The organism is Archaeoglobus sp. (genome assembly GCF_017656475.1).
In the GTDB taxonomy this organism is placed as follows: Archaea; Halobacteriota; Archaeoglobi; order Archaeoglobales; family Archaeoglobaceae; genus Archaeoglobus.
Genome location: NZ_JACDNT010000035.1, coordinates 1 through 15,442, shown reverse-complemented (window position 1 = coordinate 15,442; position 15,442 = coordinate 1). Strand labels below are relative to the sequence as shown.

12 protein-coding genes are annotated in these 15,442 nt (G+C 40.8%); 7 read left to right on the top strand and 5 right to left on the bottom strand.

Translation table 11 applies throughout. The features are described from left to right. Nucleotides 1-405 precede the first annotated feature (405 nt). Nucleotides 406-624 carry a histone family protein gene (locus tag H0Z19_RS09530; protein WP_010877844.1) on the top strand — a complete coding sequence of 73 codons (219 nt, stop codon included), beginning with the start codon at nt 406-408 and terminating at the stop codon, nt 622-624. Nucleotides 625-630: 6 nt separating this feature from the next. Here the strand turns inward: H0Z19_RS09530 and priL are convergent, their stop codons facing one another. Together priL and H0Z19_RS09520 are read right to left on the bottom strand one after the other, a co-directional pair. Next, entirely contained in the window at nt 631-1,743 is a 1,113-nt protein-coding gene (priL, locus tag H0Z19_RS09525) for a DNA primase regulatory subunit PriL (protein WP_290726088.1), read from the bottom strand. Between the two features lie 3 nt (nt 1,744-1,746). Further along, nucleotides 1,747-2,484 carry a DNA polymerase sliding clamp gene (locus H0Z19_RS09520; protein WP_290726086.1) on the bottom strand — a complete coding sequence of 246 codons (738 nt, stop codon included), beginning with the start codon at nt 2,482-2,484 and terminating at the stop codon, nt 1,747-1,749. 361 nt (nt 2,485-2,845) lie between these two features. Between H0Z19_RS09520 and H0Z19_RS09515 the strand changes: the two genes are divergently transcribed. The 3 genes from H0Z19_RS09515 to H0Z19_RS09505 are packed head-to-tail and all read left to right on the top strand — an operon-like array spanning nt 2,846 to nt 9,931. Further along, on the top strand, nt 2,846-5,914 hold the full coding sequence (locus tag H0Z19_RS09515; protein WP_290726085.1) for a site-specific DNA-methyltransferase: 3,069 nt from the start codon (nt 2,846-2,848) through the stop codon (nt 5,912-5,914). Between the two features lie 5 nt (nt 5,915-5,919). Continuing rightward, a complete protein-coding gene (locus H0Z19_RS09510) occupies nt 5,920-6,771 on the top strand; it encodes a hypothetical protein (RefSeq protein WP_290726083.1) in 852 nt (283 codons plus the stop codon). Then, on the top strand, nt 6,761-9,931 hold the full coding sequence (locus H0Z19_RS09505) for a DEAD/DEAH box helicase family protein (RefSeq protein ID WP_290726080.1): 3,171 nt from the start codon (nt 6,761-6,763) through the stop codon (nt 9,929-9,931). Before H0Z19_RS09510 ends, H0Z19_RS09505 begins: the two co-directional genes overlap by 11 nt. Nucleotides 9,932-10,031: 100 nt before the next feature. Here the strand turns inward: H0Z19_RS09505 and H0Z19_RS09500 are convergent, their stop codons facing one another. Next, entirely contained in the window at nt 10,032-10,289 is a 258-nt protein-coding gene (locus tag H0Z19_RS09500) for a hypothetical protein (protein WP_290726077.1), read from the bottom strand. Continuing rightward, nucleotides 10,286-11,764 (bottom strand): 4-hydroxyphenylacetate 3-hydroxylase family protein, encoded by a 1,479-nt coding sequence (locus H0Z19_RS09495; RefSeq protein ID WP_290726074.1) that lies wholly within the window; start codon nt 11,762-11,764, stop codon nt 10,286-10,288. The genes H0Z19_RS09500 and H0Z19_RS09495 overlap by 4 nt, the downstream gene beginning before the upstream one ends. 130 nt (nt 11,765-11,894) lie before the next feature. On the opposite strand from H0Z19_RS09495, the gene H0Z19_RS09490 reads away from it, so the two are divergent. Genes H0Z19_RS09490 through amzA form a run of 3 tightly spaced genes read left to right on the top strand, consistent with a single transcriptional unit; the run spans nt 11,895 to nt 14,631 of the window. Next, on the top strand, nt 11,895-12,983 hold the full coding sequence (locus H0Z19_RS09490; protein WP_290726071.1) for a CBS domain-containing protein: 1,089 nt from the start codon (nt 11,895-11,897) through the stop codon (nt 12,981-12,983). Continuing rightward, nucleotides 12,959-14,149, top strand: a complete 1,191-nt coding sequence (locus H0Z19_RS09485) for a TraB family protein (protein WP_290726067.1) — start codon at nt 12,959-12,961, stop codon at nt 14,147-14,149. The genes H0Z19_RS09490 and H0Z19_RS09485 overlap by 25 nt, the downstream gene beginning before the upstream one ends. Further along, nucleotides 14,146-14,631, top strand: coding sequence for an archaemetzincin (gene amzA / locus H0Z19_RS09480; RefSeq protein ID WP_290726064.1), 486 nt, complete (start codon nt 14,146-14,148; stop codon nt 14,629-14,631). The genes H0Z19_RS09485 and amzA overlap by 4 nt, the downstream gene beginning before the upstream one ends. A gap of 33 nt (nt 14,632-14,664) precedes the next feature. On the opposite strand, the gene H0Z19_RS09475 is transcribed toward amzA, so the two are convergent. After that, the gene (locus H0Z19_RS09475) at nt 14,665-15,339 is read right to left on the bottom strand and encodes an amino acid ABC transporter permease (RefSeq protein WP_290726062.1); all 675 of its coding nucleotides are present in this window, start codon (nt 15,337-15,339) and stop codon (nt 14,665-14,667) included. Between the last annotated feature and the right edge of the window lie 103 nt (nt 15,340-15,442).

Genomic DNA, 15,442 nt, shown 5'->3' with positions numbered 1-15,442 from the left:
TAGGGAGCTTAATGAGGAGCTGGAGAGGAGGAAGAGAGTGCTGGAGTTTATGCTGTCCAACGGGATAAGAATGTTCAAGGATGTTTCTGCAGTCATACACACTTACCAGGTGAATCCGGAAAGAGCAATGAAGCGCCTCGGTGTTGAGGAGCTTTAATATTTACAATTTTTCTTAAATTTTACTGAGAAAATCAGTAAATTCAAAATTTACGATGAGCACCGAGATTGAGTGATAAGTGGTGGCCATAATTTTCCAATTCAACACACATTTTTATCTCTCAATCCCACCCATTATCAGATGTACATAGTTTACCAACACGACATTTTTTGCATTCTGGAAAGCCTGTTTCATGAAAAAATTTATATAGGATTTGGGTAATTAATCATTGATTAGATTGAACCATAATGGAGGTGTTGAGGGTGGAGCTTCCACTTGCTCCTGTGGAAAGACTTCTGAGAAAGGCTGGTGCTTCAAGAGTTAGTGAAGATGCGAAGGTTGAACTGGCAAAGGCCATCGAAGAATACGCCATGCAAATTGGCAAGAAAGCTGCTGAGCTTGCAAAACATGCAGGAAGGAAAACGGTCAAGGTGGATGACATCAAGCTCGCTCTGAGAGAGCTTTAAGACTTTTTAACTTTTTGATTTACATTTTTTATAATATATAAGTGGATGTGAAACTCTGCAATCAGACACGCAATTGTTGTACGTTCTCATGGTATCGCAGGATGGAGAGGTGTATTCAGCCCCCTTCCCCCTTTCTCCGGCTATATGCTCAACCTGATACCTTGTCTTCTCCTCATCAAAATCCGGGGCAGCCTTAAACAGCGAAATTATCTCATCCACAGACATTCCTATGTTGAGCAGGAATGAGGTTATTGCAAATCTTGCTGTATGGGGGATGTTCATACCCCTCTGCAGCTCCGACAGAATCTCCTTCATGCACGGAGGTAAGCAGTTGAGGTCAACCTCCCCCAAGTCCATCGTGAACTTCTCCGATTCTCTCTTAGCTTTCCTTGAAAGCTCCTCAACAGCAGGACTTACAACCTCACTGCTGGGAACTTTCTCGAAAAGCTTCATTCTCAGCAGCTCCTCCAGACCCCTCAAAACCTCTGATTTCGTGGTTTCAACATAGCCGTTTTTCAACCTTCTGTTTACGAGCCTCCACTTGTCGTCCCTGATTCTTGCAGACACCTTAACAAATGTCGAGACGTGCATGTTCCAGCCCTTGAGCTTTGCTCCGAGGTCGATCGCCACCAGCCTGACTATCGGCACCTTACCGCTCTCCTCCGCATCTTCTCTCAGCAGTTCCGAGTAGTAGCTGGCCTCGTTAACCGCATACCTCATCCTCACCCAGTCCTCCATGGCCGAGACGATCATTCTCGATGCTATGTACGTAAGCAGGGAGAGTTTTGCGTTTGCAAAGAACCTTTCAAATGCCTCTCTGGGATAGTAAAGGGAGCAGTTCTCAAAGCACCCCATGCAGAGGTCGCAGTTCTCAAGAGTCCCCCTTTCCCGGCAATCGTAGCAGTTCTCCTCACATCCAAGGCAGAAAAACTCGGATTCATCTGTGAACCTTTCATATTCTATTTTCCCGTCAATCGCCTTGTCAACAATCCTCCTTGCAGTTTCAATAACATCGGGAAACTTCCTGAGTTCCTTTTCGACATCGAACGAGAAAACCCTGGAAGAAATTCTCAAAAAGGGGTAGCGCGCCAAAATTGGGAATAAAGGGAGATATTTCATCAATCACTCCGACTCTATGCGCGGAGCAAGTATGTACTCAACTTTCGCTCTACCTCCCACCAGCTCGAAGACGAGCCTGACAGGATAGTTCGTTCCCAAGTGAATTGTAAGCAGATCTCCACTTCCTGCAACCTTGCAGAACTCCTTCAGGTAATCGACGCTGAACATGCTCCTTGCTTCTCCACCATTGAACTCAATGAGCTCAGTTTCTGTCATTTGGAAAACTATGCTATCAACATCCCCCTTCGCCTCAATCCTGAACCCTTCCCTGTCCGACTTGAACACAACCTGGTCGCTGATTTTATCTGCCGCTGAAATCGCTTTCTTGAACTCTCCCGCATCCATCACAATCTTCGCAGGCAGCTCCAATTCGGGAATTCTCGGCTCCTTCCTTATTGCTGATGGGTCTATGAGTGCAACCTTGTATTCAACACTGCCGAATTTCACCTTCAGCGTGCTCTCATCTTCAACAATCAGCTCGACGAGGTCTTTGGTTGAGATGGACTTGCTGATGTCGAAAATCCTGTCCATGTCAACTCCAATGGTTTTCTCCTCATCGACATTGTAAACCTCAAAGCTGTCTCTGGGGATGTCAACAATGACCATCGCAACGTTTGCGGGATCTACGGCTCTCGAATGAAGCCCCTTTTCAAGGAAATGAATTCTCGCCTCACTGACCAGTGCAACTATTGCCCTCGTGGCAGTCTTCAACAACTCTCCGGTCATTATGACGTCTATCATCTCAACTTTTTTTAGGTGTGTTAATATTTAATTTTTTCTGCTTCGCTTCTTCGCTGCCTACATATTTTCCTCTAATCGAGTGCTCAAGCAGTAGGGCTTCTTGCCAGTTAACTCATTAATCGATTGACCCACACATCCTCTGAGAATTGTTCTAATCTTGCTCAGCTCTTGCTTAGACGGAATCAGAGGTATCGGCGGTTTTAGAACTTTTGGAGGCTGAATATATAAATATGGCATAAAGTCAGTAACTTAGTAGAACGAAAAACAATCTTTGCATACAACAGAGATGGTAGAAATTTCGCACAGTATCGTAGAAAATCTTTAAAAATATGAAAGAGATGTATATTAAAGAGATGGAAACATGACAAACAAAGAAGATGAATTGAAAGAAAAATTGAAGGCAAATCTCAGGAAAATTTTCCAATTTGAATATGAAGATCTGGACTTTGGAATTTACAGAATAATGAATTACAAAAGAAGGGAGATTAATGAGTTCATTGAAAAGGAGTTAATAGATGAGGTCAGGAAACAACTAAAACTGGTTGGAGAAGAGGAAACGAGTGAAATAGAAGAAGAATTTGAAAAAGTAAAACAAAAGATAAAAGATGCTTTTGGAGAAAATGCTTTTGAAGATGGAGAATTAAAAGAAGAATTTAGAAACACGCCCTTAGGAAAGGAATATTATGAGAAAAAGAGACAGGTAGAAGAGACAAAAATCTCAGAGGATCTGGAACGACAGATTTACAATCACTTGATCAACTTCTTCTCGAGATACTATGATAGGGGAGATTTCATAAGCAAGAGAAGGTACGGAAAAAACGAGAAATATGTTGTTCCTTACAATGGGGAAGAGATTTTACTTTACTGGGCAAACAAGGATCAGTACTACATAAAAACCACAGAATACTTCAGAAAGTATACTTTTGAAGTCAATGGATTAACAGTTAATTTCAGGATTGTGGAGGCGGAGGAGGAGAAGGGGAACATCAAATCTCCTGAAAAGAAATTCTTTGTTTTGAATGAAGAGATTTTTGATTTTGACGAAGAGAAAAGAGAGCTAAGCATTTATTTTGAATATAGAGGATTGACAAAGGAAGAAGAACAGAAATACAAACACGGGCAATCAGCATCACAGGATAAGATAAATGAAGAAATAGTAAAAGTTTTAAAAAAGATGATTCCGGAAAATAGCTTTGCAAGGCTAATTTTTGAAAAAGATGGGGAGAAAACAAAAATTGAAAAGAACCTCTACAGATACACCAGAAGAAATACTACTGATTACTTTATCCACAAGGATTTGAAGGGCTTTCTTGAAAGAGAGCTTGATTTCTACATCAAAAACGAGTTCTTGAATTTGGATGATTTGAGGGTTTTAGAGGGAAGCGGATACTTTGACAGGTTAAGGCTTTATTTGATTGGAGTTAAAGCTTTCAGAAGTATTGCTTCGAAGATAATTGAATTCTTAGCGCAGATTGAGAATTTTCAAAAGAAAATCTGGGAGAAGAAAAAATTTGTTATCGATACGCATTATGTGATAACTCTGGATAAGATTAAGGAGTATGCAGGAGAGGAATTTTTGGAGAGTATTTTAGATGAGATTTTGAGTAATGAAGAACAGTTAGAAGAATGGAAGGAATCGTTTGGGATTGAAGTCAAGGACAAAAAGGATTTGATTGAGGAGAGCACCTTGTTAGGGAAAGAATGGAAAAAATTACCCATAGATACCAGGTATTTTGATGAAGAATTTAAATTGAAGCTATTGGTTGCTATGAGCAAGAATAATGATTTAGACGAAATCCTGGATGGTATTTTGATAAAATCCGAGAACTTCCATGCTTTGAATTTGCTTTTGAATAAGTATTATGAGAGAATCCAGACTATTTACATTGATCCGCCGTTTAATAAAGAGCAAGAAGCAGATTACCTTTACAAAGTTGGATATAAGGATTCTACGTGGATGACAATGCTCGAAAACAGGATTAGACTGGGGAGAGAGTTACTAAACGAAAAGGGCAGTATTTTTGTTAGATGTGACTACAATGGCAACACATATGTAAGAATGCTCTTAAATGAGATCTTTGGAAAGGATAATTTCAGGAATGAGATACTTGTAAATAGAAAGCGGCAAAGTATTGGAACATCAGATAAATTCGAGGTGGAGAGCGAGTATATTTTCCTATATTCAAAGACAGAAAGATTTTTTAGAAGAGATTTATACACACGTAGAAGTTTACCAGACATGAAATGGACTGGATTTTTGAAACAGGGAGAAAGAAAGCCTCCTGAAAGAGTATTTTTTGGCAAGGTTTTGCTTCCTCCAAAAGGACAGCATTTTTCCTTAGTTCAAGAAAAGGTTGACAAACTAATTAAAGAACACTACCTCCGGTTAAAATGCAAAAAATGTGGGGCGATATATTATTGGGACGAGGAAGAACGTGGAGAGAATTTTATATACGACATTCTAAAAACTAAAGAAAAATTCAAATTTTTTGATATATCTCCAAATACAGTAGTTTATGGTGTTAAAAAGCTAAATAAATGTCTAAATTGCAACTCTGATGATTGGAAGGTAGAATACTTAACCTCTGAAGAAAAAAAGGTAACAGACAACTGGAAAGACATACCTTCTTATTCTGATAAATTTGGTTTCAAAACCGAGAATTCTGAAAAATTGCTAAAACGTGTTATAGAATCAACTTCGAACGAAGGCGATTTGGTTATGGACTTCTTTCTGGGTTCTGGCACAACCACAGCAGTAGCTCACAAATTAGGAAGGAAGTGGATTGGTGTGGAAATGGGAGGACATTTCTGGACAGTTGTTTTGCCGAGAATGAAAAGGGTCTTGTTCTATGATAAATCCGGCATATCAAAGGAAGAAGATGTCAAAGAAAAATACAATCCGAAAACAGCAGGAGGTTTCTTCAAATATCACACCTTGGAGCAGTATGAGGACGCTCTGGAAAACATTGAGTTTGAAAAGCCACAGAAAGAACTTTACGAATTCACAGACTACTTTGTCAAATACATGCTTGAATGGGAGACCAAGAATAGCAGGACGTTTCTTAACATTGATGAAATGAAAGATCCGTTTAACTATAAGCTGAAAATCATTGAAAACTACCAGCAGAATACTGTTAACGTTGATCTTGTTGAGACGTTCAACTATCTTCTTGGCCTACATGTAAGTAGGTATGAATTGCTTGAAGAGAACGGAAGGAAGTATGTATTCGTCTTTGGGGAGAAGGACGGGAGGAGAATTGCTATTGTCTGGAGAAGCATAAAAGATATTGATTTTGAGAAGGATAAAGAAGCTATTGAAACCAAACTAAACGAGTTTGAGCCAGATGAAATTTACATCAACGGAGAAGCATTGGTTAAAGGATTCAAACCCATAGAACCTTTGTTTAAATTATTAATGTTCGGAGGGTAATAGGAATGGGCAACTCACATCCATCAGATTTTTCAATATGGATGAGAGAGAACCTGAAAAGTTCCTGGGAAGGACTAATAGCCCAGGATATAGATCTGGTGGTCTTTAACGAAAACAAATTCTGCATTATAGAAGAAAAGCACAAAAGATATGCCAGAGTCGGGGCTGCTCAGGCAGTTGTGTTCAAAATGTTATATGAATTTCTAAATTTACAATCGAAGTTTAAATTAACAGGAATATTTTTGATTCACTATCTATCCGACTCTGAAATCTACATCAAGAGATTCCGAATTCCAACAGAAGAACTGACTGAACTTTTCCGAACTCAAGACTCGGATAAACTGTCACAGTATCACGAAGAGTGGTGGGACAGGATAGTAAATTACTATCTCAAAAACTTTTGGGACTGCACGGGTAAACCGCCAGAACGTGGAACCAGAAAGGAAAGGTCATTTTATAGAGAAACAAAACTCAGCTATATTCCCAACTCCAAAACAATTCACTGGATTTTTATTAACTACTGCACAGGCTATTTTGTTATACTGGAAGTACAGGAAAACGGGAAAGGAAATTTTAAACCAAATGAAAACGAGAAAAATTTAGTTAGCTATCTGCACAATGCTTTTCAAGAAGCCCAAGAAGTAAACTCAAGAAATAAAAAAGTAAGAAATCCTGCCTCACAAAAACCATATGAATATTTAGGATACTATTTAGTTGAATTCAGTGGAACCACTCCAGACAATTCAGAAACTATTTGGTTGAACCACGAAGAAGTGAAAAAAGAGGAGTTAAAATCTATGCTAAAGATACCAAGAAAATATGTGAATATATTAAGGAGTTGTGGAAATGAAACTTGAAAAGCATCTGGTATTAAACAAGTATTTTCTTAACTTATTAGGTGTTAACGATTTCAATGAGCTAAGAGAGAAGTTAAAAGATACGCGAGAAGTTTATGATGATTCTACAGGAAGAAGCCATTTTGTAGATGTTTTAATTGGGCTGAAGCCAAACTCAAAAGATGAGTATTTGGAGAAAGATGAAGTTTTGAGAGGCGATGAGCTTTTGAGATATGATGCGGCAATAAAGGACTACGTAGAAAAGCTGAGTAAAAATAGGCCAAATTTCAATCTTAAATACTTCCAGTATCTGGCGGTTTTGTTTGCGGAAGTATTTTTGGATAGATATTACAACAACAAAGACAGATTCGTAGCTGAGTTAAACAAATTCTTAGAAAAATTCAATGATGAAAACAAAACAGAAATTTCTCCATTCAAAGAGGATGATTTGAAAAAACTTGCTTTCTGGATGGCTACCGGAAGCGGAAAAACTTTAATCATGCATATAAACTACTGGCAGATTCTCAAGTATTCTAAAAATAATTGGGACAATATTATATTGATAACTCCAAATGAAGGGTTATCAAAACAACATGAGAGGGAGATGAAACTTAGCGGAATACCTTGCAAGCGCTATGACGGAAATATTGATAATCTGAAAACAAAAGAGGGGGAGGTTTTGATTATAGACATTCATAAATTAACAAAAGAAAAGAAGGGTGAAGGTGTAACTGTTGATATTTCATATTTTGACGGCAAAAATTTGGTTTTCATTGATGAGGGACATAAAGGGGCTGGAGGAGAAAGTGAGGCTGGTTGGAAATCTTTAAGGGAAACTATTGCAAAAAATGGTTTTATTTTTGAATATTCTGCCACTTTTGGGCAGATTATCGAATTTACAAAGTCAGGACAACCCAAGGGAGGAAAATCAAATCAAACAAATCTTGAACTATACAATGAATATACTAAATCGATAATCTTCAATTACTCTTACAAATATTTTTACACAGACGGATATGGTAAGGATTTCTACGTTTACAACATAAGGGAAGATGCCTATACAGAGAGCCAGAGAGATTTGCTGCTTACTGCAGGTCTTCTATCTTTTTATGAACAACTGGTTACTTTTGAAGAAAACAAAGATATGGCGAGGGAATATAATATAGAAAAGCCACTATGGATTTTTGTTGGAAGCAAAGTTACTGGGAAGGGAATTAATTCAGATGTGGTTAGAGTAGTTAAATTTTTGGATAAAATATTAAGAGATGAAAACTACTTGGAGGAAAACATAAAGAGAATCCTTGAAGGAAAATCAGGACTCATAGACAATGAGGGAAATGACATTTTTGAGGGAAAATTTGAGTTCCTAAGGAAATTAACTATAGATGAGACTGTTGAAAACATTTATCAGAAAGTTTTTGGAGGCAAGGGGAAGTTAGAAGCTTATGAGATAAAAAATGCTGAAGGAGAGATTGGACTTAAAACCTCTGCCGGGGAAAAATATTTTGGAGTTATTAATGTTGGTGATGTGAGTTCTTTAAAGAAATTGATCAATGAATCAGAAATCGAAGTTAAAGATGATCATCTCAGCCAATCATTGTTTTTCGAAATAAACGAGAGTGCTTCCAATGTGAACATTCTTATTGGGTCAAAAAAATTTATTGAAGGGTGGAATTCTTGGAGAGTTTCGAATATGGGTTTAATTAATATGGGCAAGGGTGAGGGCCCCCAAATTATCCAGCTTTTCGGTAGAGGAGTTAGGCTGAAAGGTAAAGACTATTCATTGAAACGAGAGCAGAATCCAGAATATTCGCTGAAGGTATTACAAACTCTTTTCATCTTCGGATTAAATGCAGATTACATAAATGCATTCCTTTCAGCAATGGAGAAAGAAGAAGTGGAGTATGAAGAGATCGTTATTCCAATCAAGTTCAACAGGCCAAAAGAGTGGGGAGGGAAAATCTACACCATCAAAACCAAAGAAGATTTTGATTTTCTCAAACATCCTTTAAAGCTTGAAATCAATGAAGATATACTAAGAAATATAAAAATAGATTTAAGACCAAAAATAACTATTGCTACCGGCTTAAATGTCGGAAGGGTAGATACTGTTATTGATGAGCCTTTGGACATACCAGAAAACTATTTTGAATTACTTGACTGGAATTCAATTTATTTGGAAATTGCAAACTATAAGATCAGCAAAGGAATGTTCAATCTGCTCATAGATAAAAACGCTCTAAAGGAGATTGTGTTATCCAAAAAATACGAAGTGTTCATTTCTGAATCTCCGGGACTTAAAATTGAAAACAATGGAAGCAAACCAAAATTGGAAATAACATCATTTGAAGGGGTTAAAAAATTCCATGAACTTGTTCTGATGGTCTTAAAGGACTATATTCAAAAATTTTACAGAAAAGAGGAAAAAAGGAAAAGTATGGATTATCTCGAAGTGGAACCTTTGAATACAGATCACTCTAATATGTTTCCAGAAAATAATAAGATTGTCATCAAAATTCCAAAAAAGCTAACAAATGATATAAAGAAGGTTGTAGAGCAGCTCGAGGAATACGACCCAAACATTGGAAAAATCCCTGAAGAATGGAGGAACTGGAATTCTTTTATAGTGCATCTCGACAACCATCTATACACTCCGTTAGTAATCTGGAAGAAGCACAAAGAAGAAATTAAATCGGTCCCTGTGAAATTAAATGGGGGCGAGACAAAATTTGTGGAAGATTTAAAGAGGTTTTTGAATAAAAATAAAAAATCAATAGAGAACACAGATATTTTTTTGCTTAGAAATCTTTCAAGAAGGGGAATAGGTTTCTTTTTAAGTTCTGGCTTCTACCCGGATTTCATTATATGGGCTAAAAACAGAAACAAGCAAAGCATGATTTTTGTCGATCCAAAAGGGATTAGAAACATCGAACCTTTAAAAGATGAAAAAGTCCAGTTGTGTGTTTCATATATAAAAGAGATAGAAAAGAAGATAAATGAAATACTAAGAAATAAAGAAGAACCTACTACATTAACAATGGATGCCTTTATCATATCCATTACTCCGTCAAAAAACATAGAAAAGGACTATACAAAAGAAATTTTAGAAAAAAACAACATACTTTTCCAGGAAGATGAGACATATATTCAAAAAATTTTTAAAAAAGCAGGAGTGGTTTAAAAAACAATTGAAATCAAAACTCTCAGTTTTTTGAATCTGGATTGGAAAATAAATTCAGAAAAAGATGGCTTAGCCCTTTAGAGTTGCTCTCAAACTTGGCCTAACTTTCCCGCAATTCTTTCATGGCATCCTCGACTTTTCTCACAATTTCCTCTTCGCTCATGGGAGAATCGACAACCAAGATGTTTGGATGCTCCACCTCTTCGGCCAAACAGGCTTTTCTGCAGCCGTTAATCAAAATCAGAATATCGACATCTTCGGAGTAAAAAATTTTGAAGTGTTTTCTGAGCACTTCCTCAACACCTTCCCGCCTGTACTCAGGATTGCAGCCTCCGCAGTACTTCACTCCGATCTTCATTCCTTCTTCTCTTCCCCTCTGACCCTCTGATAATCCTCATCCGGCAGTATCCCGGCAACTCTCTTTGCCTCCTCCTTCTTCAGGTCAAGATTGGCCCTTCTGGCAATCATTATCTTCTGAGCTGCAGGCGAGCCGGCACCGTGCATCGATTCAGGCAGTTCAGCCCCTATTGATAAATTCTCGATCAACCTTATCACTCTAATTCTGTGCTCGGTGGGAACGTCAGCTTTCCCTTTGAGGTACTTTTCAATCAGCTCTCTTGTTTCGGGATTCTTGTAGTCAAGCTCTGAGGGGGTTGTCGCGACAATACCGCCAACGATGTCCTGAGCCAATCTGGACCATTCGTACGGGAATCGGGTTATGTTGAGCTTAGTAACGTTCGCCAGAAGAAGGTTGGGCATGTAAGCTCCAGAAGGCGTTTTGAAGCCCTCATATGAGCATGCGAGGGAGCAGCACCAGCAGGTTTCGGCAAGATGGACCATTTCCGTCAGCTTGTCCACAATGTGGGATGCTCTCTCAACGCCGTTGTATTCTGCAATTGCTGCTGAAGCTCCAATCAGCACATCAGCAACTCCTACCTTGCACCCTCCGTAGTTCTGCCTGTGGTAGGTGGCGAAGGTTTCGACAAGCTCAGAAGCGAAATCGTACTCACCGCACATGAAAACTCTCTCCCACGGAACAAACACGTCATTGAAAACTATCAACGCCTCTCCTCCAACGGTACCATATTTCGCATTTCCGCAGTCAATATCTCCATCGAGTCTTCGCATATCGTTGGTCTGCCTCCCGAAGAACATCACAACCCCCTCAGCGTCAACGGGAACTGCGAAGGCAACAGCATAATCCTTATCTTTCTCCCCCATAGCCCTCGTCGGAAGCGCTATAATCTCATGCGAGTTTACCGCGCCTGTGATGTGAGCCTTAGCACCTCTGACAACTATTCCGTCCTCCCTCCTTTCAACAACTCTGACGTACATATCTGGATCAGCCTGCTGGTGAGGTCTCAGACTCCTGTCACCCTTAACATCCGTCATGGCTCCCGCCGCCATGAGGTCGTTTTTCTGCACGTAAGTCAAGTACTCCTTGAACCTCTCATGATAGTCGGTGCCGTATTTTTGGTCAATGTCGTAGGTGGTTATGTAAAGCGCACAGAGAGCATCGAGGCCTACACAGCGCTGAAAACAGCTCCCCGTCTTTCTGCCGAGCAGCCTCATCATCCTTACCTTCTTCACCAGATCCTCGGTGCTCTGATGGATGTGGGTAAAGCGGTTTATCTTCTCTCCCGTTAAGTGTGACGTGGCAGTCATAACGTCCTCGTATTTCGGATCGTGAGCGAGTTCGTAGGTCATTGCCGCAGCATTCACATGTGGGGCGAGAATTGGGCTATCTGCGACACTTTCAATCTTTTTTCCCATAAAATAAACGGTCGGCTTGTACTTTCTCAAACTCTCAATGTATTCCTTTCCTTTCATCATTGCCCCTCACCTTCAAATAATACCTTTGAAAAAATATAAGATTTTCCAATTTTTTGAATTTCGTGCTGAATTAGCTTCACAGAATGTCAAGTAAGGTTAGATATTTATAAAAGGATTCGCAATTAATAATATGCGCGCATCTTTCAGAATTTTCAGAGCCTTTGGAATTGACGTAGAAGTGCATATCAGCCTCCTAATTCTACTCATCCTCCTGATTTACGCCTTTTCAGCCTCTCCCTCTCCATACGGCTTTAAGGATTTTCCTGTAACGGAAAGGACAATCCTGTCCACTCTGGCTGCAGTGAGTCTTTTCGGGTCGATTCTCGCACATGAGCTTGGCCATTCGCTCGTTGCGAGGAGGTACGGCGTTAAAATCAGAGGGATTATGCTCTTCATATTCGGCGGAGTTGCCATGATGGAAAATCTGCCGAAGAAGCCGAGGGAGGAGCTTATAATAGCAATTTCAGGGCCTGCTACAAGTTTCGGGATCGGAATTCTTTCATTCCTCCTTTCATCCATACCTACTGCTGAAGTGAGAGCGTTCTTCCTGCTTTTTAGTTACATCAACGTTATCCTTGGAGTTTTCAACCTGATTCCCGCGTTCCCGATGGACGGAGGGAGAATCTTAAGGAGCTTTTTGGCGGAGAGAAGAAGCTACGTTGAAGCCACCAAGATCGCTGCCGAGACTGGCAGGGCTCTGGCTATATTAATGGCAATCTTCGGAATTTTTAGCAATCCATGGTTAATACTCATAGCTCTATTCATATACATCGGAGCGAATGAAGAGGAAAGACTGGTGCTGCTTGAGAATGTTCTCGGGAGGGTTAGCGTTGCTGACGTGATGAGCACCGACGTTGTCACTGTTTCCCCTGAAATGAGGGTTTCAGAAGTTGTTGATCTGATATTGAAAACGAAGCACCTCGGCTTTCCCGTTGTTGAGGATGGAAGAATTGTGGGTATTATCACGCTGCACGACATAATTGGTGTGGATCCTGAGGAGAAGGTTGGGAACGTCATGAGCAAAGAGGTTGTTACTATCTCTCCAGATAAGTCCGCATTCGATGCTTTTAAAATCATGAGCGAGATGGGGATTGGAAGACTGCCGGTGGTTGAGAATGGCAGAATTGTGGGGATTGTCTCGAGAAGTGATCTCATGAAGATCAAGGAAATCCTTGAAGCTCTGGAGGTGATGGGTTGGAGGAAAAGAGGCTCATCATAGTGGGCACCGCTCATGTCTCAAAAAAGAGTGTTGAGGAAGTTAGGGAAGTCATAGAGAATGAGAGGCCGGATGCGGTTGCAGTGGAGCTTTGTCCCAGAAGATATCACGCTTTAGTTCACGGCCAGCGCGAAGAGGTCTCGATAGCGGAGGTTATAAAGAGCGGAAATGTGTTCATGCTAATTTTTCAGCTCATTCTGGCTTACTTTCAGAGGAAAGTCGGTGAGGAGACAGGAGTAAAGCCCGGCGGTGAAATGCTCGCTGCCATTCAAAAAGCCAGAGAAGTGGGTGCTGATGTCATCCTCATAGACAGAGATATTGGACTAACTTTCAAACGCTTCTGGCAGAAACTCAGTTTTTTTGAAAAGATAAAGCTCATCGTCCACCTCATCAGAAGTTCATTCAGCGGGGAAGATATCGAGGTAGACGAGATGCTTGAGGAAGACATTCTCGACATGCTGGTGAAAGAGTTTAGAAAAATATCTCCGAATGCCGCAAAGGTTCTGATAGACGAAAGAGACGTTTACATGGCCGCCAACCTCCTGAATGCTCTTTCAAGGTACAACAAGATAGTTGCTGTTGTTGGTGCTGGTCACAGAAAAGGGATCGAGAACGCTTTGCTAAAACTAAAAAATAATCCGGTGGACTTGAGAGAGCTAGAGGAGGTTAAAAGTGGTCGGAACTACCTCAAAATTTCCATGGGGGCTTTTACTGCCCTCATTATAGCAACTTTCGTCCTCATTGCCACCTCGCTGAACACCGAAGTGCTTATCCGAGCTTTTCTCTACTGGTTTTTGATTAACGGCATACTATCCGCCATCGGTGCGGCGATTGCGAGGGGGCATCCCTTATCAATCATCACAGCCTTTCTGTGTGCCTGGATGACCTCACTTAACCCAATGATCGCCGCCGGATGGGTTTCGGGACTCGTAGAGGCCTGGATTCGGAAGCCGACAGTAGAGGATTTCTCAAAGCTTGTCGAAGCCAACAGCTTTAGAGAAATGCTGCGAAACAGGTTTTTTCGCGTGCTTCTTGTTGCAGCATTAACCAATGTCGGGAGTATGATAGGGACGATTTACGGTGGCTGGTACATTCTTTCAACCTTTGGTGTTGATGTTGCAAAGGTGGTTGGAGAGAGAGTGATGGAGATAATAGGAGGGTTGGTATGAAAATATACATCCAGCCTCTCTCTGTAAACAGCCACACGGTAGAGATACTGAAAAAACGTCTCCCAGAAGTGTTCAAAGCAGAGGTTTTCGTGCTTCCCGCCTCTGAAATCAGTTTGAAATGCTATAACCCATCGAGAAAGCAGTACAACTCAACATGTCTTCTCAGATCGCTTCCCCCAATCCGAGTTACATTAGCTGTGACGGGAAAGGATATCTACGCTACAGGGATGAACTTCGTTTTTGGTGAGGCCGAGCTTGGAGGTGCGAGGGCAATACTCTCCGTCTTCCGCCTCTCCACTGCTGATAGCAAACTTTACGAGGAGCGGGTTGTAAAGGAGGCTGTTCACGAAATAGGACACGTTCTCGGTCTGAAGCACTGCAAAAATGATTGTGTAATGCAGTTCTCGAATTCTGTCGAGGATGTTGATAAAAAACCAATTAGCTTTTGCAGAGTTTGCGCGTCGAAAATTGGTTTTGGTTGAACACTCTAACGTCTCCTAGCCCCTCAATTTCCCTTATTTCACTTCATACGTCCCAAGCTTTTTCTGGGAGTAGGCCACAAGCCTGCTTAGAGGGATGGTCATGAGCAGATAGAAGAGAGCCACACCGAGGAATGGTGTCCAGGCGTTGAAGGTCGTGTTGACTATCTGCCTACCCACCCTCGTTAGCTCCACTATGGAGATGACAGAGAGCAGCGACGAGTCCTTCAGCAGCGCTATGAACTCATTTCCTAAGGCAGGAAGAATGTTTCTGAAGGCCTGAGGGAATATCACGTACCTCATGGCCTGAAGGTACGTCATCCCAAGACTCCTTGCAGCCTCCATCTGCCCTACAGGAATCGATTCTATTCCCGCCCTGACAATTTCCGCAATGTATGCACCACTGCAGACGCTGAGCGCTATAATTCCAGCTGGCTCCGGCTGAAGGTTGACACCAATTGCAGGAAGCCCAAAGTACACGATGAGTATTTGAACGAGCAGTGGTGTGCCCCTGATTACCTCAACATAGGCAGTGGATACCGCAAAGGGTATTGGGTTCTTTGAAACCCTGCCCAGCCCAGCCATTGTACCAATTATCAGTCCGAAAAATATCGATAGCAACGTTAGCTTTAGCGTTACGCTGGCCCCAAATGCAAGATCAGGAATTATTCGTATAAAGAGGTCGATGTCGAACTGGTTTATAGCGGCCATTGAGCGCTAAAAAAAGGGGAGATATAAAAAATTTTTTTCTTACTCACCGGGACCTGTCCACTTAACACAAACACCACCTCAATCGGTTGTAGTACAGCATAAA

Excerpts from the sequence above, each read along its gene's own strand:
- H0Z19_RS09530 (WP_010877844.1), top strand. The coding sequence starts at position 406 with ATGGAGGTGTTGAGGGTGGAGCTTCCACTTGCTCCTGTGGAAAGACTT.
- priL (WP_290726088.1), bottom strand. The coding sequence starts at position 1,743 with ATGAAATATCTCCCTTTATTCCCAATTTTGGCGCGCTACCCCTTTTTG.
- H0Z19_RS09520 (WP_290726086.1), bottom strand. The coding sequence starts at position 2,484 with ATGATAGACGTCATAATGACCGGAGAGTTGTTGAAGACTGCCACGAGG.
- H0Z19_RS09515 (WP_290726085.1), top strand. The coding sequence starts at position 2,846 with ATGACAAACAAAGAAGATGAATTGAAAGAAAAATTGAAGGCAAATCTC.
- H0Z19_RS09510 (WP_290726083.1), top strand. The coding sequence starts at position 5,920 with ATGGGCAACTCACATCCATCAGATTTTTCAATATGGATGAGAGAGAAC.
- H0Z19_RS09505 (WP_290726080.1), top strand. The coding sequence starts at position 6,761 with ATGAAACTTGAAAAGCATCTGGTATTAAACAAGTATTTTCTTAACTTA.
- H0Z19_RS09500 (WP_290726077.1), bottom strand. The coding sequence starts at position 10,289 with ATGAAGATCGGAGTGAAGTACTGCGGAGGCTGCAATCCTGAGTACAGG.
- H0Z19_RS09495 (WP_290726074.1), bottom strand. The coding sequence starts at position 11,764 with ATGATGAAAGGAAAGGAATACATTGAGAGTTTGAGAAAGTACAAGCCG.
- H0Z19_RS09490 (WP_290726071.1), top strand. The coding sequence starts at position 11,895 with ATGCGCGCATCTTTCAGAATTTTCAGAGCCTTTGGAATTGACGTAGAA.
- amzA (WP_290726064.1), top strand. The coding sequence starts at position 14,146 with ATGAAAATATACATCCAGCCTCTCTCTGTAAACAGCCACACGGTAGAG.
- H0Z19_RS09475 (WP_290726062.1), bottom strand. The coding sequence starts at position 15,339 with ATGGCCGCTATAAACCAGTTCGACATCGACCTCTTTATACGAATAATT.